The organism is Rhodococcus sp. PSi06, assembly GCF_054960675.1.
Genome location: NZ_JBHNYO010000014.1, coordinates 122,089 through 140,902, shown reverse-complemented (window position 1 = coordinate 140,902; position 18,814 = coordinate 122,089). Strand labels below are relative to the sequence as shown.

Sequence of the window (18,814 nt, the reverse complement as noted above, 5' to 3'; positions counted from 1 at the left end):
CCTACTGCAGCCACTACTGCACAGTCACTCTCGGCCGATCGTTCGCCTAGGGTGGTGTGCATGCGAGGTGACGGGGACGGGTGGGTCATCGGTGACGACGGTTCTCGCCACTGGGGGAAGCACGGTGCCGCCGGACTGTTGCTTCGGGCGCCGTCGGACACCGGAGAACCACTGGTGTTGCTGCAGCACCGTGCGCTGTGGAGCCACCAGGGCGGAACGTGGGCGCTGCCCGGCGGGGCCCGTGATTCACACGAGAGCACCGAGCACGCGGCCGTACGCGAGGCGCACGAGGAAGCCGGAATCGCAGCCGAGCAGCTGCACGTTCGTGCCGAGCGCGTCACTGCGAGCGTCGACAGCGGCTGGTCGTACACCACCGTCGTCGCCGATACCGATCATCCGTTGACCACCGTGCCCAACGGTGAGAGCACCGAACTGCGCTGGGTGCCGGAATCGCTTGTTGCCGAACTCCCGCTGCACCCGGGGTTCGCGTCGAGCTGGTCGGCATTGCGCACCGTGCCGCTGCGGGTGTTGCTGGACACCGCCAACGTGCTGGGGTCACGGCCGAACGGCTGGTGGAAGGACCGGGAGGGTTCCACCGGGGCGCTGCTCACGTCGCTGGCCGCCACGCTGCCGCGGACCGTCGAACTACCCGGTGGGCAGTACGGCTGGGTCACCCGCATCGAAGCTGTTCTAGAAGGTCGAGCCCGTGGAGCGGTGGTGGACGACCCACGCATCCCGGTCATCGTCGCCGACGGCAGCGGCGACGACACCCTCGCCGAGCAAGCCCGCCTGGGCGGGGATCTGACCGCCCTCGTCACCGCCGACCGCGGACTGCGCGATCGGCTGCCCGAGTCGGTGCAGGTACTGACGCCGTCCGCAGTACTGGGTTGGCTCTAGGCCTGTAGCGCCTGCACCAGCGAGCGTGCGGCCGCCTGCGGATCGCGTGCCTCGGTGATGGCGCGAACCACCACGATGCGCTCGGCTCCCGCTGCTCTGACCTGATCCACATTGGTGGCGTCGACTCCGCCGATCGCGAACCACGGCCGCTCCGGCAACGCATCCGCGGTGGCGCGCAGAGTCTCGAGCCCGGCGGCCGAACGGTTGGGCTTGGTGGGCGTCGGCCACACCGGCCCGACGGCGAAGTAATCGACGCCGTCCTCGATCGCGGCGAGCGAGGATTGCGCGCGATTCTGCGTCGAGCGGCCGATGACGACATCCGGGCCGAGGATCTGGCGGGCGTAGTGCACGGGTAGGTCGCCCTGGCCCAGATGCAAGACGTCCGCGCCGGAGGCCAAGGCCAGATCTGCGCGATCGTTCACGGCCAGCAGTGCTCCATGACGCTTGGTGGCGGCGAGCAGAATTGCCAGCGCAGCGAGCTCGTCCTTGGCCTCGAGCGGCCCGTACTGGCGCTCACCGGCCGAGTTCTTGTCGCGCAGCTGGATGATGTCGACGCCACCGGACAACGCGGCCTCGGCGAACTGCGCGAGATCGCCCTTGTCGCGCCTGGCATCGGTACACAGGTAGAGGCGAGCGGACGCAAGACGCTCGCGAGGAGTCTGGTTGCGGACGTTCTGAGATGGGTGCACGTATCGAACTGTATTCTCATGGTGGCTGCCACCGACGACGGAGTGGCCGAGAAATCGCGGGAGTCCCTTGGATCGTGGGGCTGAGAGTGGGTTCGCCGCCCTTACCGTCAATACCTGAACCCGATCATGCGGGCGCAGGGAGTGAGGATGTGAATTTCGTGCATATCGTCGTTATCGGCGGAGGCGTCATCGGACTGTCTACGGCACTACGTCTGAGCCAGGACGGTCACCGGGTGGTGCTGCACGATCCGGCTCTGGGCAAAGGTGCGTCCTGGGTGGCCGGCGGCATGCTGGCCCCGCTGTCCGAGGGGTGGCCCGGCGAACACGAACTGCTGCACCTCGGTGCTGCGTCGCTGGAACGGTGGCCGGAATTCGCCCGACGACTCCCCGGCCCGTCGGTGTTCTCCGCGACCGGATCGATGACAGTAGCCCTCGACTCCGCCGATGCCGCCGATCTGCGGACCGTCGCAGAGTGGGTGGGCGAGCAAGGACACGAACTGCAGATTCTCGGGCGCACCGAGCTGCGGGAGCTCGAACCTGCACTGGCCCAGAGCATTCGGCTCGGCCTACTGGCTCCGACCGAGTTGTCCGTCGACAATCGGGCCCTCGTCGCCGCGCTCGAACAGGGATGTCTCGAGGCCGGCGTGCAGTTCGTCGAATCCACGGTCGACGCCATTCCCGACGCCGATCAGGTGGTCCTGGCCGCCGGTTCTCGCTGCGCCGCCCTGTGGCCGACGCTGCCGGTCCGCGCGGTCAAGGGCGAGATCCTTCGACTGCGTCGTCGGCCCAGCGCCGCGCCGCCGCCGCACCGCACCATCCGCGGAACCGTGCACGGTCGCCCGATCTACCTGGTCCCGCGCGGCGACGGATTGGTCGTCGGCGCAACACAATACGAATCCGGTGAGGATACCCAGGTCACCGTGGCCGGTGTACGGGACCTGATCGCCGACGCCGAACGCCTCATGCCGAGCATCGGCGAGTACGAACTGTACGAGACCGCTGCGGGATTGCGGCCGATGAGCCCCGACGGAATGCCGATCATCGGCAGGTTGTCTGCCCAGGTGATCGTCGCCACCGGCCACGGCCGCAACGGCATCCTGCTCGCCCCCATCACCGCAGACGCCGTCGCCGCGCTGATATCGGGCGAGACATTGCCCGAGGCGAAAGCTGCCACACCCGAACGCTTCTCGGATATTTTCAGCACACGGATAGAAAGGACAACATGACTCAGGTTGCCATCGGAATCACCGTCAACGGCGAGGACCATCTGCTCACCGAGGACATGACCATGCGTCGACTGCTCGAATTCCTCGGCATGCCGGAGAAGGGCATCGCCGTTGCCGTCGACGGTGCCGTGCTGCCCAAGAGTAGGTGGGACACCACCGACATCGAAAAGGGCTGGACCATCGACGTTCTCACGGCGGTGCAGGGTGGCTGAGCAGCTGGTCATTGCCGATCGCACGTTCACCTCTCGTCTCATCACCGGCACCGGGGGAGCGGCCAATCTCGCCGTCCTCGAAGAAGCCCTCGTCGCGTCCGGAACCGAACTGACCACCGTCGCGATGCGCCGCGTCGACGCTGCGGGTGGGACGGGCGTGCTCGATCTGCTGCGCAGGCTCAACATCGCACCGCTGCCGAACACCGCAGGGTGCCGCGGCTCGGCCGAGGCCGTGCTCACCGCCCAGCTGGGGCGGGAAGCGCTCGAGACCGACTGGGTCAAACTCGAAGTGATCGCCGACGAGCGAACCCTGCTGCCCGACGCCATCGAACTGGTCAAGGCCGCAGAACAACTCGTCGACGACGGCTTCCAGGTGCTGCCCTACACCACCGACGACCCGGTACTGGCCAAGCGACTCGAGGACATCGGCTGCGTGGCCGTCATGCCGCTCGGCTCGCCCATCGGCACCGGTCTCGGCATCGCGAACCCACACAACATCGAGATGATCGTCGACGCCGCGTCGGTGCCGGTGATCCTCGACGCCGGCATCGGCACCGCCAGCGATGCGACACTGGCAATGGAACTCGGATGCGACGCAGTTCTGCTCGCGACCGCAGTGACGCGGGCGAAGGACCCGGCCCTGATGGCGTCGGCGATGCGCCACGCGGTTGCCGCGGGCTACCAGGCCCGGCACGCAGGCCGCATCCCCAAACGATTCTGGGCGCAAGCCAGCTCGCCCATGTGAGGTCGGTGGGCGGCATCTGACAAACGCGCGCGCATTCGTCGAACGCGCGCGATCTGGTGTGACGATACCGGGGGCGTCTGGCGAACGCGCGCGCGTTTGCGACTGCCTGTCACCGATACAACCAACTGTCTCAGGGTGTGTGTCATCCGAAAGGATGATGGAGAAGTCGACTGTGGGGCGATGTGTGGACTCCGTCGATCGGGGAAGGTTGATCCCATGATCGAAGTGACAGGATTGACCAAGCAATACGGAGCGGTGACGGCGGTCGACAACCTCACCTTCACCATCAGACCCGGGATCGTGACCGGCTTCCTGGGCCCCAACGGCGCGGGTAAGTCGACCACCATGCGCATGATTCTCGGGCTCGACCGACCCACTTCGGGCACGGCGACCATCGAGGGCAAGAGCTACAACCACCTGAAGCAGCCGCTGCGGACCGTCGGTGCCCTGCTCGACGCGAAGTGGGTGCACCCCAATCGGTCTGCACGTGCACACCTGGAATGGATGGCTGCCTCCAACGGCATACCCAAGTCCCGCGTCGACGAGGTACTGCGTTTGGTGGGGCTGTCCGAGGTGGCGAAGAAGAATGCGGGCGGGTTCTCGCTCGGCATGTCCCAGCGGCTCGGTCTGGCCGGTGCTCTTCTCGGTGACCCCAAGGTGTTGCTGTTCGACGAGCCGGTCAACGGACTCGACCCCGAGGGCATCGTCTGGATCCGAAAGTTCATGCAGCGCTTGGCAGCCGAGGGCCGCACGGTCCTGGTGTCGAGCCACCTGCTCTCGGAGATGGCGCAGACGGCCGAGCATCTCATCGTCATCGGACGCGGCAAGCTGATCTCCGATTCCTCGGTGCAGGAATTCATCGACCACGCCTCCGAAGCCTCGGTTCGTGTGCGCAGCCCACAGCTCGACGGACTGCGTAAGGTCCTGACCACCGCCGGCCTCACCGTGCGTGAGCCCGACCGGACCGACGAATTGCAGCCGTCGCTCGTGGTGTTGAACTCCACCACCGACGCAATCGGCGACCTCGCCGGCCGAGCCGGAATCACCCTGCACGAGTTGGCCTCTCAACGCGGCTCGCTCGAGGAAGCCTTCATGAAACTCACCGGAGACACAGTGCAATATCACGGCTCGGGAGCCGACGACCAGAACACTCAGCAAGCGATGGGAGGGTCACTCTGATGGGCGTCTTGGCAGCAGAGAGGATCAAGTTCACCTCGACCAAGTCGCCGTGGTGGTGCAGTGCGATCGTCGTGGTCTTCGGACTCGGGTTCGGAGCCATCCTGGGGTGGGCCGCGAAGACCGCCATCGGCCCGGATGCGCCGGAAGGACTTCCGCCGACCACCGCGTACGACGTCGTCGGTAGCGGCGTCGGAGGACTCGGCATCATGGTGCTGATGATCCTCGGCGCACTGACCGTCACCAGCGAATACCGCTTCGGCCTGATCCGCACCACGTTCCAGGCAGTCACGAACCGGGCGACGGTGCTCGGTGCGAAGGCACTCATCGTCGGCGTGTACGGGGCCGTACTGTCGCTGATACTGGCTTTCGGTGCGCTGTTCCTGGCCAAGTCCATCGCAGGTGAGCAAGCCGGGGCTCTGTTGAGTTTCGACGTCGACGGCACCTGGCGCGTCGTCTACGGCACCGCCATCCTGGCGTTCGTGCAGATCGTGCTGGCCGTTGCCGTGGGTGCGCTGATTCGCCAGTCCGCCGGTGCCATCGCCGTGTTGTTGTTGTGGCCGTTGCTCATCGAGAATCTCGTCGGCATCATCCCGAAGGTCGGCGAGAAAATTCAGCCGTTCCTGCCGTTCAAGAACGCCGATCACTTCCTCGGCGGATCTGCGGGAACGGACTTCCACTGGGGTCCGATCGGCAGCCTCGTCTACTTCGTCGTCTTCACCGCGGTGATCTTCGGAGTGGCAGTGTTCGTCGTCAATCGTCGGGACGCCTGACGCCCGAGGCGCATCTGGGTATGGTGTCCGCTATGCGGATTTCCTTGCTTGCAGGTGGCGCAATCTGTGTGTTGATTCTGGCCGGTTGCTCGTCCACCTCGGACGAGGAACCGGCCAGAGTTTTCGCTACACCCGATGGGCCGGGCCTGTCGGAGGCGGTCACCGAGGACGCCCTTGTCGGTCACCTCGAAGAGCTGGAAGCAATTGCCGCCGCGCACGACGGTAACCGCGCCGCCGGCACCGCCGGATACGACGCAAGCGTCGATTACGTTGTCTCGCAACTGGAATCGGCCGGCTTCGACGTCACCACTCCGGAATTCGAGTTCGAGACCTTCGAGGCGCAGACCCAAACTCTCTCGCTCGCGGGCACCGAGATTCCGGTGTTCGCGCTCAGCTATTCGCCCACCACGCCCGCCGAGGGCATCACCGCACGCGTCGTTGCAGCCCCCGCCGGTGCGGACGGATGCGAAGCAGCCGATTACGCCGGTCTGGACCTGGCTGGAGCAGTGGCCGTGGTACCGCGAGGGGTGTGCCCGTTCGGAGCCAAGCAGACCGTGGCCGCAGAACTGGGTGCGGCAGCGGCGATCATCGTCAACAACGAAGCGGGACCGCTGGACTCGGGAACACTCGGTGATTCCGAGACCGCGAAGATACCGACCGGCGGGGTGAGCCAGGAAGACGGCGCAGCGGTCCTCGCAGCCCCCGAGGTCACGTTGACCCTCGTGACGACAACCGACACGACCATGAGCCGCAACATCATCGCGCAGACCACCACCGGTTCGACCGAGAACGTGGTGATGGCGGGGGCCCACCTGGACAGCGTCCCCGAGGGTCCCGGCATCAACGACAACGGCACCGGAACCTCCGCTGTACTCGAGACCGCCCTACAGATGGGCAGCGCGCCCGACGTGACCAACGCGGTTCGGTTCGCATTCTGGGGTGCCGAGGAGAACGGGCTCGTCGGTTCCACCAAGTACGTCGAGGGCCTGTCCGACGAGGACAAGCGAAACATCGCGCTGTACTTGAACTTCGACATGATCGGATCGCACAACGCCGGCTACCTCGCCTACGACGGCGACGACTCGGACAAGGTCGGTGAGCCCGCCGGACCGCCCGGATCCGACGCCATCGAGCGCACCTTCGTCGAGCGCTTGGCCGACGAGGACATCGCCGTCGACGGCACCGATTTCGATGGACGCTCGGACTACGGCCCCTTCATCGAGGTCGGCATTCCCGCCGGCGGTGTTTTCAGCGGCGCGGACGAGAACAAGACCGCCGAGCAGGCCGAGAAGTGGGGCGGTACCGCGGATCAGACCTTCGACGAGAACTACCACACCGATCAGGACACCCTGGCGAACGTGGACCGCGCGGCACTGGCGAAGAACGGTGCCGCCGTCGCCTACGGCATCGGCGTCTACGCGCAGTCGGTGGAAGGCCCCAACGGAGTCCCTGTGGGTGCCGCGCGCGAGGCCGCACGCGCCGAAGGGTGAGGCTAAGTATGTGTAACCGTGGGTTACGCTCGATGCTGTGAACGCAGTCGTCTCCTCGGTGGTGGAGTGGGTCCGCACCACCAACCGAGCGCCCGCAGTGGTCGGGGCGGTTCGGCGTGTGCGTCGCGCACTACCCGGTGACCCCACGTTCGGCGACCCGCTGTCGATCGACGGACCGGGGCGAGCACTGGCCGTCGCGCGCGTTGCCGATCGGTTTCTGGCAGCCAACGGGCTCGACGACGAACCGGGCGCATCCCGCGAAGTGGGACTGGGTGCCCTACAGGTGTGGCAGGCGATTCTCGAGCGAGCCGGCCGCGGTCGAGGCGAACACAGTGTCACGATCGTGTTCACCGACCTCGTCGGGTTTTCCTCGTGGTCTCTGCGCGCCGGCGATACCGCCACTCTGACGCTGCTCCGCAAGGTCAGCAAAGCCGTCGAACCCGAGGTTGTGTTCCGCGGCGGTCACGTCGTGAAGAGGCTTGGCGACGGCATCATGGCCGTGTTCGACGATGCAAGCAAAGCCGTCGATGCTGTATTCGCGGCACGCGAGGCTCTGAGCAGCGTGAAGGTCGACGGTTACACCCCGACGATGCGAGTGGGCATCCACACCGGCAGCCCGCGTCAGGTGGGATCGGACTGGCTCGGAGTCGATGTGACCGTCGCGGCCCGCGTGATGCAGACCGGCGGAAACGGCAACGTGATGATCTCCGCAGCCGCCCTCGACGAGGTCCCGCCGGAGGTGCTCGACGCCCTGAATGTGGTCGCCAAGCCGTATCGCCGCAGCTTCTTCGCTCCGAAGATCAAAGGCGCACCCGACGACCTACGCATTCTCCGTCTCGTGCAGTCGCCACAGCGGTGACACCGGGCCGTGGCCGGCGCCGAGGTCGTAGGACGCGGCCAGGCAACGAGTGACCCATTCCTTGCCGAACGCCACCGCGTCGGGCATCGAGTAACCGTGGGCGAGCGCCGACGCGATCGAGGCCGCCAGGGTGTCACCGCCGCCGTGATCGTTGCCGGTGTCGATGCGCTCGCTGGTGAATTCGAGGAATGTATCGCCGTCGAACAATAGGTCGGTGCTGTGCGTGGATGTGCGCAGGTGACCGCCCTTGACCAGGGCCCACTGTGCGCCCAGGCCGTGCAGGGCTTCGGCAGCGCGGTGCGCGGACGCGTCGTCGATCACTTCGATGCCGGTGATCAACCGAACCTCGTCGAGGTTGGGAGTCACCAGCGACGCGATGGGAAACAGGGTGTGGCGGACGGCGTCGAGTGCTTCCGCGTGCAGCAGTGGATCGCCGTGCATGGACGCACATACCGGGTCGACGACCAGCGGTACGGGTCGATCGCGCCCGATTCCCACCTCGGTGCACACGGATGTGACGGCCTCGATGATTGCGGTGGACGCCAGCATTCCGGTTTTCGCCGCGCCGACGCCGATGTCCGACACCACCGAGCGAACCTGGGCCGCGACGATCTCGGGCGGGATCTCGTGAAAGCCCGTCACGCCGACGGTGTTCTGCACGGTCACCGCCGCGACCGCGACGCAGGCATGCACACCCAGCATCGCCATCGTGCGACTGTCCGCTTGGATTCCGGCACCGCCGCCGGAGTCGGTTCCGGCGATCGTCAGCGCACGGACGGGAGTCTCGCCGTTGGGCGTGAGCGGTAAGAACTTCACGAGAGACGACAGTACCGGCGGGGCTCGGGTGTCGGTTTCGGTGGCCGAACCCGAACCTGTGAATATTCGGTGAAAATGTGCAATTGGATCGAATGTTGTTGTATCACAACGCCGAACAGAGCCACTTATGACCGATACCAGCATTCGAGTCGGGATGGACGGACAAACCTACGCATCCGAAGGTTTGTTGGTAGAAAAGGTGACAGAGCCACCGCGCGCATGTTTAATAGTGGTGCACGTCACATTCGATTCATTTGTTCACCACCCCACATACAGCGAAGGAGGCGTCCCATGCTTGCGAGTTCTCCTAGCGCTGATGTCTCGATCAACAAAGACCAGAACCGGTTCGAGCTTCGATTGAACGGCGATCTCGTCGGGATCGTCGGATTCTTCGAGGTGGAAGGGAACGGCACGCGCGCAACCCGCACGCATGTCGTGTCCTTCATGCACACCGTCGTCACCGAGGACTTCGGTCATCAGGGCCTGGCCGGCATCTTGGTACGCCGTGCGCTCGACAGCGCTCGTTCCTACGGTTGGAAGGTCCGGCCGGTCTGCACCTATGTGCAGCGATTCGCCGCCGCGAACCCGGAGTACAACGACATGCTCGTCGCGCTCTGACTTCTCACTCGCAGGCCTGGCCGATAACGGACCGGCTGGTCACAGTAGAGCTGGTCACAGTACAGACTCGACTCGGCGTCGATCGGTGCACTTTCCCCGCGACACTCGAGCAACACTGGTCTCATGAGTGACATGAGTCACATCATTCACCGCCGCTCCGACGCGGCAACCCCGGTCGAGCGTCCCACCGTCCGCATAGAAGACAACGCCGATCACAACAGGTTCGATCTGTTCGTCGATGACGATCTGGTCGGCATCCTCGGCTATCGGTTCGGCGATGGCGACGACGTGTCCGGAGACGAATCGGTCGTTGCGCTCATGCACACGGTCGTCAAGGAAGAGTACGGCGACCGCGGCTGGGCCGGAGTGCTGGTGCGAGCCTCGCTCAACACCGCGCGAGATCGACAGTGGCGGATCGTCCCGATCTGCACCTACGTCCGGCGTTACCTGGCACAGCACGACGAGTTCCTGGACCTGATCGCCGAATAGAGAGCACTGCTCTTGCTCGATGTGCATCTAAGGTGAATACTGCTTCCTGTAGAGAGCGCCGCTCTCGGAAGGTGGTATTTCCCATACGTGCAGTCCTGTTCATCTTCGTCGGTGCCATGTTCGCCCTCTACCCCGCAGTGCGGCCGTACTCGGACGAGGTGGGCACTGCAGGAGCGAACGCCTTCGCATCGTCGAGCTGGGTAGTGGCCCACACCTTCGCGATGCTCGGCTTCATCGCACTCGGACTGGCCGTGCTGTACGGCGGTCGACGGTCGGATCCCGCAGTGGTCGCTACTTGGATCGGCGTCGGGCTGGTTCTGCCGTACTACGGCGCAGAAACGTTTGCGCTGCATGCTCTGGGTATCGACGCCGCCGCGAACGCGAACCCCGGTCTGATCGAGCTTGCCGATCCGATTCGCTACTCGCTCGTCCAGTCGGTCATGTTCGGCGTCGGGCTAGTCTCGATCGCCGTCGGCTTGGTGCTGTTCGCTCGACGAAACCGCTATGCGATTGTTCTCGCCGCCGGATTCGTGCTGTTTCTCCCGCAGTTCTACACCCCGCCGGCGGTGCGGATCGCCCACGGAATACTGATTGCGGTCGGAGCGATCATCGCAGCCCGAGCGGTCTCCGGCAATTCGATCCGGCCCGCTCAGCCGATCTCGACGACCACCGGAGCGTGATCGCTGGCTCCCTTGCCCTTGCGTTCCTCCCGGTCGATCGATGCGCCGGTCACGCGAGCGGTCAACGCGGGCGAGGTCAGAGCCATGTCGATGCGCAGACCCTGTTTCTTCGGGAACCGCAACTGCGTGTAATCCCAGTAGGTGAACGTTCTGGGCTCGGGAGTGAACTGCCGCGTCACCTCGGTGAATCCGGCGTCGGAGAACGCCGCGAAGGCATCGCGCTCGGGCTGCGAGGTGTGCGTCTTGCCCTCGAACAGTGCTGGATCCCACACGTCGTCGTCGGTGGGAGCGATGTTCCAGTCTCCGACCAAGGCGATCTGCGCCTGCGGGTCCGCGGCCACCCATGCCTTGGCGTCGGCCTTCAGGGCCGCGAGCCACTCGAGCTTGTAGGTGTAGTGCGGGTCGGCGAGCTCGCGGCCGTTCGGCACGTACAGGCTCCAGATGCGCACCCCGTTGCAGGTCGCGCCGATGGCACGGGCTTCGTCCGCGGCCTCGACCTCGGGATCCTTGCTGAAGCCGGGCTGATCCTCGAAGCCCACCTGCACGTCGTCCAAGCCGACCCGGGACGCGATCGCGACACCGTTCCACTGACTCAGCCCGACGTGGGCCACCTCGTACCCGATATCGGTGAAGCGCTGATACGGAAACTGTGCGTCCTTGCACTTGGTTTCCTGCATCGCCAGCACATCGACATCGGATCGCTGCAGCCAATCGACGATTCGATCCTGACGAGAGCGGACGGAGTTCACATTCCAAGTAGCCAAGCGCACGGGAAGGAACCCTATAGAACGCATCCGACAGGGTGTCGGTCCGATCGCGTCATCACGAATCCGGTCGTGCGTAGCGGTAGTGGTGATGGTCGGTGAAGCCGAGGTCTCGATACAGGTCGAGCGCGGCGGCGTTGTCGACGGCGACCTGGAGATACGCATGGCTCGCGCCGTTCTCGCGTCCCCATCGCACCAGCTCGCCGCACATCAGCGTGCCCAGACCGTTGCGGCGATGCTCGGGAGCGACCCACAGCGAGGTCAACCCCACCCAGTGACGACCGCCGGGGGCGGTGGTCACGGCCGCTCGGCCCACTGCGATCGAACCGGCTCCGGCGATCCCGATCGCACCGAAACCGACGGTTCCGTCGCGAACAGCCGAGACCACCTCGGCAGCACCCGCAGACGCCTCCCGGCCCTGGTAGCGCAGAGAACTCAACCAGTCGGCGTTCGGTTCCGCGGATACGACGACAGGCGAATCACCCTCGCGGAGAACTAGATTCGAGATGTCCGCCGCCATGACGACAGTCTCGTTGAACGTCGGCCATCCAGTCGGCGCGGAAGCCAGACGGTCGGGAAGCGCGAGGATCGGCTGTTGGCCTCGCGCCTCGTATCGTGCGGCGATCGCCGCTACCGTCTCGACGTCCGCTGTTGCGCCGGGCTCGAGGGGTACCGCCGAATTGGCGCGACCGGTGAACCCGTGCCCGAAACGCAACTGCCAGCCGGCAATCCATTCTTGGTGCACACCCGGCCATCCGTCGGCCGCGGCCGCTTCGAGTGCCCGAATCTCCGAGGTTCGAATCGGTTTGGGACCCAACGGTTTCAAGGCAACAACGCGTTCGACGGCGACCTGCACCAGAGCGCCGTCCTTGGCTCGGACCGAGACAGCGACCGCATCCGCCGACACCAGTTCGCCGATGACGTCCGTCATCGGATGAGTGTGCCCGGGCGGCAGCCGATAGCGGAGCATCACCCGCGTCCCCGGCGGAACGGTCATCGAGCTGTCAGTCCTCGTCTTCGTCGTCGTGACCGAACGGATCGTCGACGGTGCCGGGCGTCCAACTCAGTCCCGGCACGCCCCAACCCGCGCGCTTGATGGCCTTCTTCGCCGCTCGCGCATGTCGTCCGATGAGCACGTCGGTGTAGAGGAAGCCGTCGAGATGACCCACTTCGTGCTGAAGCATCCGTGCGAAGAAGCCTCGGCCCTCGATGTCGACTGGATCGCCGTTGGCGTCGGTACCGGTCACCCGAGCCCACTCGGCGCGGCCGGTGGGGTGCTGCTCTCCGGGCACCGAAAGGCAGCCCTCGTCGTCGTCGTCGGGATCGGGCATCGTCTCGGGAATCTCGGACGTCTCGAGAACGGGGTTGACGACCTCACCGCGGCGACGGACTACTTTGCCGTCCGCGCCTTGATCGGGGCAGTCGTAGATGAACAGACGCTTGCCGACACCCACCTGATTCGCCGCGAGTCCGACGCCGTTCGCGGCGGCCAGGGTCTCGTACATGTCGGCGATCAGCTCGGCCAGCTCGGCGGGTGACTCGGTGACGGGAGAGGTTGCGGTGTGCAGCACCGGATCGCCGACGATCCGGATGGGAAGAATTGCCATGGTCGACAAGGATACCGGGAGTGGAGCCTGCGGAATGACCCAGCGGTGGGGAGTGGAGCCTGCGGAATGACCCAGAGTTGTAGGTGGTGTGCGAGGCCGGGTGCACTGCCGGTGCTCGTCGAACACGCCACGCGCCGGTACCTCGCGGGAGCCGTCCCACAGGCGTCGAGCATGGTTGAATGACTCTCGAAGTACAACTGTGTAATTCGGTCGGTGCTCGTACGGGTGCCGGCAGTACTGGGGGAAGCAGATTTCCCCAGGGTCGGTCTCGGACGAGTTCGGTGTTCGTGCAGGCCCAGGGAGTCGAGAAGTCGAGGAGTGGGATGGACGGCGCAGCAGCGCGTGACTCGAATCAGGCTCAGCAACCGGGAAGTTCGGACGGCTCGCAGGATCCGAACGAAGTCGGTGCAGACGGCCTGAGTCGACGAGAGCACGACATCCTGTCCTTCGAGCGGCAGTGGTGGAAGTACGCCGGAGCCAAGGAAGAGGCCATCAAGGAACTCTTCTCCATGTCGGCCACCCGCTACTACCAGATCCTGAACGCCTTGGTCGATCGTCCCGAAGCCCTCGCTGCGGATCCCATGCTGGTCAAGCGTCTGCGTCGCCTGCGGGCGAGCCGGCAGAAGGCACGTGCGGCGCGTCGACTCGGTTTCGACGTCTGAGCTGTCCCGACGATCGATATCGGACGGTCGGCTAGGGTCGAGTACGTGAGCAGCCCCAACCCGGAACAGACCGGGCCACCACTCCGCGCTCTGGCGATGGTGTTGATCTCGCTCGCGATCCTGTTCGCAGCGATCGGCGCACTCTCGCTCACCGGTTCCGATTCCGACGAGGCGGCCGCCGAGCCGACTGCGGCCGAGACCACGAGTGCAGCGGTTGCCGCCGCACCGACGACGCAAGCCCCCGCAGCGCAGCTACCAGCAGGTGACGTGTCCACCACCAGCGCGGCACCCACTACCTCGGGCAGCGCCACCACGTCGGGAACCTCCGCCGACGTCGAAGTGCGGGTACTGAACAACTCCAACGTGTCCGGTCTCGCAGCCGGCACCGCCAGCACGTTGACCGCCGGGGGGTGGAACGTCGCCGAAACCGGAAACTTCAGCGAGGCGCAGTTCGCCCAGACGGCGGTGTACTACGGAACTGCTGCAGGCGAAGAGCAGGCCGCGCAGTCGATCGCCACTGAACTCGGCGTTCCGGCCGAGGCCAAGCCGGCCTCGCTGGAATCCACGGTCGGCGTGGTCGTCATCGTGACCCAGTAGCTGTTTTCGGACCCGACCGGCGGGGAAAGACTCACTGGTCCTGCACGTCCACGACGTGCCCGGTTCGGTCGAATCGGGTGGCACGTTATTATTTTCCGAGCCCGGCGAAACTGCCTGAAAGAGGAGCGATTTCCGATGGACATGTTCAAGCGACGCACTGCTTCGACCCGATCGTTGCGTTACGCGGTGCCGGTCCTCGCGATCGCAGCACTCGGGCTCTCCGCCTGCGGCAACGGCGAAGTTGCGTCCGATGCCCCGGGCACCGTCCCGCCGGTCTGGACCGGCGAGTCCGATCCCTCGGCGGCCGCTACTGCAGGTGACGGCCGCGCCGAGTCCGAGTCGGGTTCCGAAGACACCATCGAGGGCACCCTCCGCAACGCCTCCGGTGCCGAGGTGGGCACGGTGACGTTCGCGGCCGAGGGTGAGAAGCTCACCGTCACCGCCGAGGTCGAGAACATGACGCCCGGCTTCCACGGCTTCCACGTCCATACCGTCGGCGCCTGCGAGCCCAACTCCGTTGCACCCACCGGCGGCGAACCGGGTGCATTCCTGTCCGCAGGCGGCCACCTGCAGGTCGACGGCCGCACCGAGCATCCCTCCAGTGGTGACCTGACGTCCATCCAGGTCGGTGAGGACGGTACCGGCAGGCTCGTCACCACGACCGATGCGATCACGCTCGACGATCTGCGTGCGGGCGGGGCCGGAACATCGGTGATCGTGCACGAAGGAACCGACAACTTCGCCAACATCCCGCCGCGCTACACGCTGCCCGACGGTGCTGCGGTGCCGGATATGACGACCCTGATGACCGGCGACGCCGGTGCTCGGGCTGCGTGCGCGGTACTGCAGTAGTTTGAGCGCTCCCCGGATCCACTTCGCCAGTTCACCGCGCCCGACACTCGGCGTCGAGTGGGAGATCGCACTGGTCGACAAGAACACGCGAGACCTGGTCAATTCCGCCGAGGCGGTCATGGACGGTGTCCGCGACATCGCCGGGGACACCCCGCGGGTGACGAAGGAACTGCTGCGCAACACCGTCGAACTCGTCACCGGAGTGTGCGAGAACGTCGGGGAAGCCATGGAGGATCTCGGCGGCTCACTGGACCTGGTGCGCCGCGCCGCGGATCCACTGGGGATCGACCTGTTCTCGGCGGGCACGCACCCGTTTGCGGAGTGGTCCACTCAGCAGCTCACCAGCTCCCCGAGCTACGACGAGTTGATCGCTCGTACCCAGTGGTGGGGTCGGCAGATGCTGATCTGGGGAGTGCACGTGCACGTGGGAGTCTCGTCGCCGCACAAGGTCTTTCCCATTCTCAACTCGCTGCTGCTGCAGTACCCACACCTGCTGGCGTTGTCGGCGTCCTCGCCGATCTGGGCGGGAAACGACACCGGATACGCCAGCAACCGGGCGCTGATGTTCCAGCAACTGCCGACAGCCGGTCTGCCGTTCCAGTTCGAGGACTGGTCTGCGTTCGAGGGATTCGTGCGGGACCAGCTCAAGACCGGCGTCATCGAGCAACTCGGCGGCATGCACTGGGACATCCGGCCCGCACCGAAGTGGGGGACCATCGAGGTCCGAGTGTGCGACGGGGCGTCGAGCAAGCGGGAGCTGGCAGCTCTCGTCGCATTGACGCACTGCCTCATCGTCTATCTCGACGAACGACTCGAAGCGGGGGAGACGCTGCCGTCCATCCCGCCGTGGCACGTGCAGGAGAACAAGTGGCGCGCGGCCCGGTACGGCCTCGACGCCGAGATCATCCTGGACTCGAGCAGCAACGAGCGCCTGGTCACCGATGATTTGCACGACCTGCTCGAGAAGTTGACGCCCACTGCCGTGCGGTTGAACTGCGTCGACGAGCTGGCCGCCGTGGCCGACATTCCCCGGCTGGGGGCGTCCTACCAACGCCAGCGTGCGGTGGCCGCACAGACCGGTGGCGATCTGCGCGCCGTCGTGGAGTCGTTGGTCACCGAGCTCCAATTGTGACCCTTTGTATTTAACGTTGTGTTCACTCAGCGTTTACGATCAACGACGTGCTGCAGGGGGACGTCGGGAGCGTCGAGGTCGAGTCGACACGTGAGAGCTCTGTTCGCCCCCTGATCGTCGGAGCTGCTCTCGTCGCGCTGTTCCTGTTACTTCTGCAGATCGTCGCGTCGACCTGGAACTTTCCCGGCCCGCTGCCGAGCGTCTGGAACGACCTGTTCGGCACCCCGAAGTCGATGTCCTTGCCGTGGGCGGCGCTGGTCCTGGCCACAGTCGGACTGAACACTGCTCATCGGCTACGCGCGCTGGCCGTTGCCGCGCTGATCGACGCTGCTGCGCTCGGTCTCCGGTTCGTGTTCGACGCCACCCCGACGGTCGGCAACGGTCCGTCGCTGGTGTTGGTCGTCCTCGCGGTTCTGGCTGTCCGACGGGGTGATGCCCGGGCGATGCGCGGTATCGCTCTCGGCGCGCTGTTGTTGCTCGCGACCAAGGCAGGTGACGCCTGGTTGCACATCACCAGCCTCGTCGCCCCCACCGTGCTCGACGAGTACGCCTACGCAGCCGATCACGCCCTCGGGAATCCGTCCTGGGTTCTTGGCGGCCTTCTCGATCGCCTCGGTCCGATCGCCGAAGCAACCCTGCACTGGATCTACATTCAGCTTCCGGTCGCGGCGATCGTCGTCGCGCTGTATCAGCTCCGCGGAGTGGCCGCGGGTGCGGCATGGCCGCGGCACTTCCTGTTTCGCACGTTCCTTCTCATCGGACTCGTCGGACCGGTGTTCTATCTGCTGTTCCCGGTGGTGGGACCGATGTTCGCGTTCGATTCGTGGCCGTCGCAGGCGCTGTCACCCGTGGGCGCGCTCGGCGAATTTCCGTTCGACTCGCAGACCCCGCGCAACTGCATGCCGAGCCTGCACACCGCGTGGGCACTGAGCATCTTCATCCATTCCCGACGCGGCCCGAGATGGCTGCGCGCGGGCGGCACCCTGTGGCTGCTCGGTACTCTCGCCGCGACGCTCGGATTCGGCTACCACTACGGCGTGGATCTGGTGGCCGGCGCGGTGCTGTGCCTGACCCTCGAATCCGTCCTCCGTGACCCTGAGCGTGGCTGGGATCGCGCGCGCATCACATTGGTGGCCTACGGATGCGCCGCGATGGCGGCCCTCCTGCTGAGCTACCGCTACCTGGCCGCCGAGTTCGCGTCGTACCCCCAGGTGTTCGGGCCCCTCGTTCTCGGCGTCCTGGCTGCCATGGCGTTCGGCTTCCACGCGGTGTTCTTCGCCGATTTCACTCTCGCTACCGATCGGACTCGTCGGGTTCCATCTCGTTGACGATCAGCAGGCCGTCGCGACCCCGCTGCTCACGGTAGGCCACGCGGCCGACCGTATGGGCGATCACCGGAGCGGTCACCAGCGTGAAGAGTCCGACGAGCACGAGCATCCAGATATCGACGTTCCCGCGCAGGCTGATGATGGCACCGATCAACACCATGATCAGGCCGACCACCTGCGGCTTGGTGGCCGCGTGCATGCGCGAGAGAGTGTCGGGAAAGCGCACGATGCCCACGGCCGCCGTGAACGCCAACAGCGCCCCCAGCAGAATGAAAACGGACGCAATGGTCTGGGCTACGGTGCTCATTCGTCCCTCACCCGGAATCGCGCGATGCTGACCGACCCGACGAAGCTGACCAGCGACAGCGCGACGATCGCCGGTACCAGGGTGGTGTCGCGGCTGTAGACGGCCCACACAGCCAGGCCGCACATGGAGACGGCGAGAATCGTGTCCATGGCGACGAGTCGGTCGAGTGTGCTCGGGCCGTCGAGCAGTCGGAATGCGGTCAGGACTGCGGCGGCGATCAGGAGGACGCCGGCCACGGTGAGTACGACGGTCACGACCAATCCCCCTTCCTCTTGTCGTCGGTCTTCTTGTCGTCCCGGGGAGTGTCCGAGTCGGGATTGATCGGGTCGTCGCCGAACACTCCGTGGTACCGCTCGTACTCCTGGTAGTGCAGGGGGCTGGGCTTCCAATCGGAGTCCCGCTCGAAGCCCGCGATGAACAATTTCTCCAAGTGTCGGACGTAGGCGTAGAACCCGTCCACGGCCTTCTGAGTGCCCATGTCCAACACGTGGACGTAGAGCAAGCGTCTGGTTCGGTCTATCTCGAGCACCATGGTCCCGGGCACCAGGTTCATCGCGTCGACGAAAAGCGTGAGCACCAGATCGGATTTGATCGCGATGCGGCAGCGGAGTACACCGGTGACAGGCGGTGCCTTCGGGCGGATCGCCAACCACGCCACATTGACGCTGGATTCGCCTGCGTAGTAAAGGAATACGACGGCGAGCTTGACGAGTGAGAAGACGTGGATACGGCCCTCGACCGGTACCCGTGGTAGGGGCAGCAGCACCATGATCAGCAGTCCCACCGCAATACCACCGAGAATGTTGGCTGCAGAGACGTTGCCCCACAACAACACCCAGATCGCCGTCAGCCACGCGAGGGTCCACAGGCGCAGCAGAATCGAGCGGTCCATCTT

Annotated in this window: 24 protein-coding genes; 16 read left to right on the top strand and 8 right to left on the bottom strand. The window is 65.5% G+C overall.

Annotation, left to right across the window (positions count from 1 at the left end; genetic code table 11):
• Positions 1 to 60: 60 nt before the first annotated feature.
• Positions 61 to 897, top strand: a complete 837-nt coding sequence (locus ACFI9K_RS18785; protein WP_462664897.1) for an NUDIX hydrolase — start codon at positions 61 to 63, stop codon at positions 895 to 897.
• Here the strand turns inward: ACFI9K_RS18785 and thiE are convergent.
• A complete protein-coding gene (gene thiE, locus ACFI9K_RS18780; RefSeq protein WP_462664896.1) occupies positions 894 to 1,586 on the bottom strand; it encodes a thiamine phosphate synthase in 693 nt (230 codons plus the stop codon). The genes ACFI9K_RS18785 and thiE overlap by 4 nt on opposite strands.
• Positions 1,587 to 1,744: 158 nt before the next feature.
• Here thiE and thiO point away from each other — a divergent pair, with 158 nt between their 5' ends.
• The 7 genes from thiO (at position 1,745) to ACFI9K_RS18745 (ending at position 8,067) form a co-directional block, all read left to right on the top strand.
• Entirely contained in the window at positions 1,745 to 2,812 is a 1,068-nt protein-coding gene (thiO, locus tag ACFI9K_RS18775; RefSeq protein WP_462664895.1) for a glycine oxidase ThiO, read from the top strand.
• Positions 2,809 to 3,024, top strand: coding sequence for a sulfur carrier protein ThiS (gene thiS, locus ACFI9K_RS18770; protein WP_462664894.1), 216 nt, complete (start codon positions 2,809 to 2,811; stop codon positions 3,022 to 3,024). The genes thiO and thiS overlap by 4 nt, the downstream gene beginning before the upstream one ends.
• Complete coding sequence (gene thiG / locus ACFI9K_RS18765) at positions 3,017 to 3,769, top strand: thiazole synthase (RefSeq protein ID WP_462664893.1); 753 nt, start codon at positions 3,017 to 3,019, stop codon at positions 3,767 to 3,769. Before thiS ends, thiG begins: the two co-directional genes overlap by 8 nt.
• Positions 3,770 to 3,985: 216 nt before the next feature.
• Complete coding sequence (locus tag ACFI9K_RS18760; protein WP_462664892.1) at positions 3,986 to 4,948, top strand: ABC transporter ATP-binding protein; 963 nt, start codon at positions 3,986 to 3,988, stop codon at positions 4,946 to 4,948.
• Positions 4,948 to 5,718: an ABC transporter permease gene (locus ACFI9K_RS18755; RefSeq protein ID WP_462664891.1), complete on the top strand. Its 771-nt coding sequence runs from the start codon at positions 4,948 to 4,950 to the stop codon at positions 5,716 to 5,718. The genes ACFI9K_RS18760 and ACFI9K_RS18755 overlap by 1 nt, the downstream gene beginning before the upstream one ends.
• Positions 5,719 to 5,750: 32 nt before the next feature.
• Positions 5,751 to 7,208: a M28 family peptidase gene (locus ACFI9K_RS18750; protein WP_462664890.1), complete on the top strand. Its 1,458-nt coding sequence runs from the start codon at positions 5,751 to 5,753 to the stop codon at positions 7,206 to 7,208.
• 37 nt (positions 7,209 to 7,245) lie between these two features.
• Entirely contained in the window at positions 7,246 to 8,067 is an 822-nt protein-coding gene (locus ACFI9K_RS18745; RefSeq protein WP_462664889.1) for an adenylate/guanylate cyclase domain-containing protein, read from the top strand.
• Here ACFI9K_RS18745 and thiD read toward each other — a convergent pair.
• Positions 8,029 to 8,883, bottom strand: a complete 855-nt coding sequence (gene thiD, locus ACFI9K_RS18740; RefSeq protein ID WP_462664888.1) for a bifunctional hydroxymethylpyrimidine kinase/phosphomethylpyrimidine kinase — start codon at positions 8,881 to 8,883, stop codon at positions 8,029 to 8,031. The two genes, ACFI9K_RS18745 and thiD, sit on opposite strands and share 39 nt — an antisense overlap.
• A 291-nt stretch (positions 8,884 to 9,174) precedes the next feature.
• Here thiD and ACFI9K_RS18735 point away from each other — a divergent pair, with 291 nt between their 5' ends.
• The 3 genes from ACFI9K_RS18735 to ACFI9K_RS18725 all read left to right on the top strand — a co-directional run bounded on the left by ACFI9K_RS18735 (position 9,175) and on the right by ACFI9K_RS18725 (position 10,670).
• Positions 9,175 to 9,501 carry a GNAT family N-acetyltransferase gene (locus tag ACFI9K_RS18735; protein WP_032380255.1) on the top strand — a complete coding sequence of 109 codons (327 nt, stop codon included), beginning with the start codon at positions 9,175 to 9,177 and terminating at the stop codon, positions 9,499 to 9,501.
• 132 nt (positions 9,502 to 9,633) lie between these two features.
• Positions 9,634 to 9,990, top strand: coding sequence for a GNAT family N-acetyltransferase (locus tag ACFI9K_RS18730; RefSeq protein WP_462664948.1), 357 nt, complete (start codon positions 9,634 to 9,636; stop codon positions 9,988 to 9,990).
• A gap of 71 nt (positions 9,991 to 10,061) precedes the next feature.
• Positions 10,062 to 10,670 carry a hypothetical protein gene (locus tag ACFI9K_RS18725; protein WP_462664887.1) on the top strand — a complete coding sequence of 203 codons (609 nt, stop codon included), beginning with the start codon at positions 10,062 to 10,064 and terminating at the stop codon, positions 10,668 to 10,670.
• Here the strand turns inward: ACFI9K_RS18725 and ACFI9K_RS18720 are convergent.
• Genes ACFI9K_RS18720 through ACFI9K_RS18710 form a run of 3 tightly spaced genes read right to left on the bottom strand, consistent with a single transcriptional unit; the run spans position 10,640 to position 13,041 of the window.
• Positions 10,640 to 11,440 carry an exodeoxyribonuclease III gene (locus ACFI9K_RS18720; RefSeq protein WP_462664886.1) on the bottom strand — a complete coding sequence of 267 codons (801 nt, stop codon included), beginning with the start codon at positions 11,438 to 11,440 and terminating at the stop codon, positions 10,640 to 10,642. The two genes, ACFI9K_RS18725 and ACFI9K_RS18720, sit on opposite strands and share 31 nt — an antisense overlap.
• Before the next feature lie 52 nt (positions 11,441 to 11,492).
• Complete coding sequence (locus ACFI9K_RS18715; RefSeq protein WP_462664885.1) at positions 11,493 to 12,431, bottom strand: N-acetylglutamate synthase, CG3035 family; 939 nt, start codon at positions 12,429 to 12,431, stop codon at positions 11,493 to 11,495.
• A gap of 7 nt (positions 12,432 to 12,438) precedes the next feature.
• Entirely contained in the window at positions 12,439 to 13,041 is a 603-nt protein-coding gene (locus ACFI9K_RS18710) for a peptide deformylase (RefSeq protein ID WP_462664884.1), read from the bottom strand.
• Positions 13,042 to 13,364: 323 nt separating this feature from the next.
• Between ACFI9K_RS18710 and ACFI9K_RS18705 the strand changes: the two genes are divergently transcribed.
• The 5 genes from ACFI9K_RS18705 to ACFI9K_RS18685 all read left to right on the top strand — a co-directional run bounded on the left by ACFI9K_RS18705 (position 13,365) and on the right by ACFI9K_RS18685 (position 17,612).
• Entirely contained in the window at positions 13,365 to 13,703 is a 339-nt protein-coding gene (locus tag ACFI9K_RS18705) for a DUF3263 domain-containing protein (RefSeq protein WP_462664883.1), read from the top strand.
• A gap of 45 nt (positions 13,704 to 13,748) precedes the next feature.
• Positions 13,749 to 14,300: a LytR C-terminal domain-containing protein gene (locus tag ACFI9K_RS18700; protein WP_462664882.1), complete on the top strand. Its 552-nt coding sequence runs from the start codon at positions 13,749 to 13,751 to the stop codon at positions 14,298 to 14,300.
• Between the two features lie 135 nt (positions 14,301 to 14,435).
• The gene (gene sodC / locus ACFI9K_RS18695; protein ID WP_462664881.1) at positions 14,436 to 15,152 is read left to right on the top strand and encodes a superoxide dismutase[Cu-Zn]; all 717 of its coding nucleotides are present in this window, start codon (positions 14,436 to 14,438) and stop codon (positions 15,150 to 15,152) included.
• 1 nt (position 15,153) lies between these two features.
• A complete protein-coding gene (locus ACFI9K_RS18690) occupies positions 15,154 to 16,284 on the top strand; it encodes a glutamate--cysteine ligase (protein WP_462664880.1) in 1,131 nt (376 codons plus the stop codon).
• Between the two features lie 50 nt (positions 16,285 to 16,334).
• On the top strand, positions 16,335 to 17,612 hold the full coding sequence (locus ACFI9K_RS18685; protein ID WP_462664947.1) for a phosphatase PAP2 family protein: 1,278 nt from the start codon (positions 16,335 to 16,337) through the stop codon (positions 17,610 to 17,612).
• Here the strand turns inward: ACFI9K_RS18685 and mnhG are convergent.
• From mnhG to ACFI9K_RS18670, 3 genes are read right to left on the bottom strand one after another with little or no spacing between them, the layout of a single operon-like run.
• Positions 17,578 to 17,919 carry a monovalent cation/H(+) antiporter subunit G gene (mnhG, locus tag ACFI9K_RS18680; protein WP_222093982.1) on the bottom strand — a complete coding sequence of 114 codons (342 nt, stop codon included), beginning with the start codon at positions 17,917 to 17,919 and terminating at the stop codon, positions 17,578 to 17,580. The two genes, ACFI9K_RS18685 and mnhG, sit on opposite strands and share 35 nt — an antisense overlap.
• Positions 17,916 to 18,173 (bottom strand): monovalent cation/H+ antiporter complex subunit F, encoded by a 258-nt coding sequence (locus ACFI9K_RS18675; RefSeq protein WP_462664879.1) that lies wholly within the window; start codon positions 18,171 to 18,173, stop codon positions 17,916 to 17,918. Before ACFI9K_RS18675 ends, mnhG begins: the two co-directional genes overlap by 4 nt.
• Positions 18,170 to 18,811, bottom strand: coding sequence for a Na+/H+ antiporter subunit E (locus ACFI9K_RS18670; RefSeq protein ID WP_462664946.1), 642 nt, complete (start codon positions 18,809 to 18,811; stop codon positions 18,170 to 18,172). The genes ACFI9K_RS18675 and ACFI9K_RS18670 overlap by 4 nt, the downstream gene beginning before the upstream one ends.
• Between the last annotated feature and the right edge of the window lie 3 nt (positions 18,812 to 18,814).

Bases quoted from the DNA above. Each gene is read 5' to 3' on its own strand.
- ACFI9K_RS18785 (WP_462664897.1), top strand. From the start codon at position 61: ATGCGAGGTGACGGGGACGGGTGGGTCATCGGTGACGACGGTTCTCGC.
- thiS (WP_462664894.1), top strand. From the start codon at position 2,809: ATGACTCAGGTTGCCATCGGAATCACCGTCAACGGCGAGGACCATCTG.
- ACFI9K_RS18760 (WP_462664892.1), top strand. From the start codon at position 3,986: ATGATCGAAGTGACAGGATTGACCAAGCAATACGGAGCGGTGACGGCG.
- ACFI9K_RS18755 (WP_462664891.1), top strand. From the start codon at position 4,948: ATGGGCGTCTTGGCAGCAGAGAGGATCAAGTTCACCTCGACCAAGTCG.
- ACFI9K_RS18750 (WP_462664890.1), top strand. From the start codon at position 5,751: ATGCGGATTTCCTTGCTTGCAGGTGGCGCAATCTGTGTGTTGATTCTG.
- ACFI9K_RS18735 (WP_032380255.1), top strand. From the start codon at position 9,175: ATGCTTGCGAGTTCTCCTAGCGCTGATGTCTCGATCAACAAAGACCAG.
- ACFI9K_RS18730 (WP_462664948.1), top strand. From the start codon at position 9,634: ATGAGTCACATCATTCACCGCCGCTCCGACGCGGCAACCCCGGTCGAG.
- ACFI9K_RS18715 (WP_462664885.1), bottom strand. From the start codon at position 12,431: ATGACCGTTCCGCCGGGGACGCGGGTGATGCTCCGCTATCGGCTGCCG.
- ACFI9K_RS18710 (WP_462664884.1), bottom strand. From the start codon at position 13,041: ATGGCAATTCTTCCCATCCGGATCGTCGGCGATCCGGTGCTGCACACC.
- ACFI9K_RS18705 (WP_462664883.1), top strand. From the start codon at position 13,365: ATGGACGGCGCAGCAGCGCGTGACTCGAATCAGGCTCAGCAACCGGGA.
- sodC (WP_462664881.1), top strand. From the start codon at position 14,436: ATGGACATGTTCAAGCGACGCACTGCTTCGACCCGATCGTTGCGTTAC.
- mnhG (WP_222093982.1), bottom strand. From the start codon at position 17,919: ATGAGCACCGTAGCCCAGACCATTGCGTCCGTTTTCATTCTGCTGGGG.
- ACFI9K_RS18670 (WP_462664946.1), bottom strand. From the start codon at position 18,811: ATGGACCGCTCGATTCTGCTGCGCCTGTGGACCCTCGCGTGGCTGACG.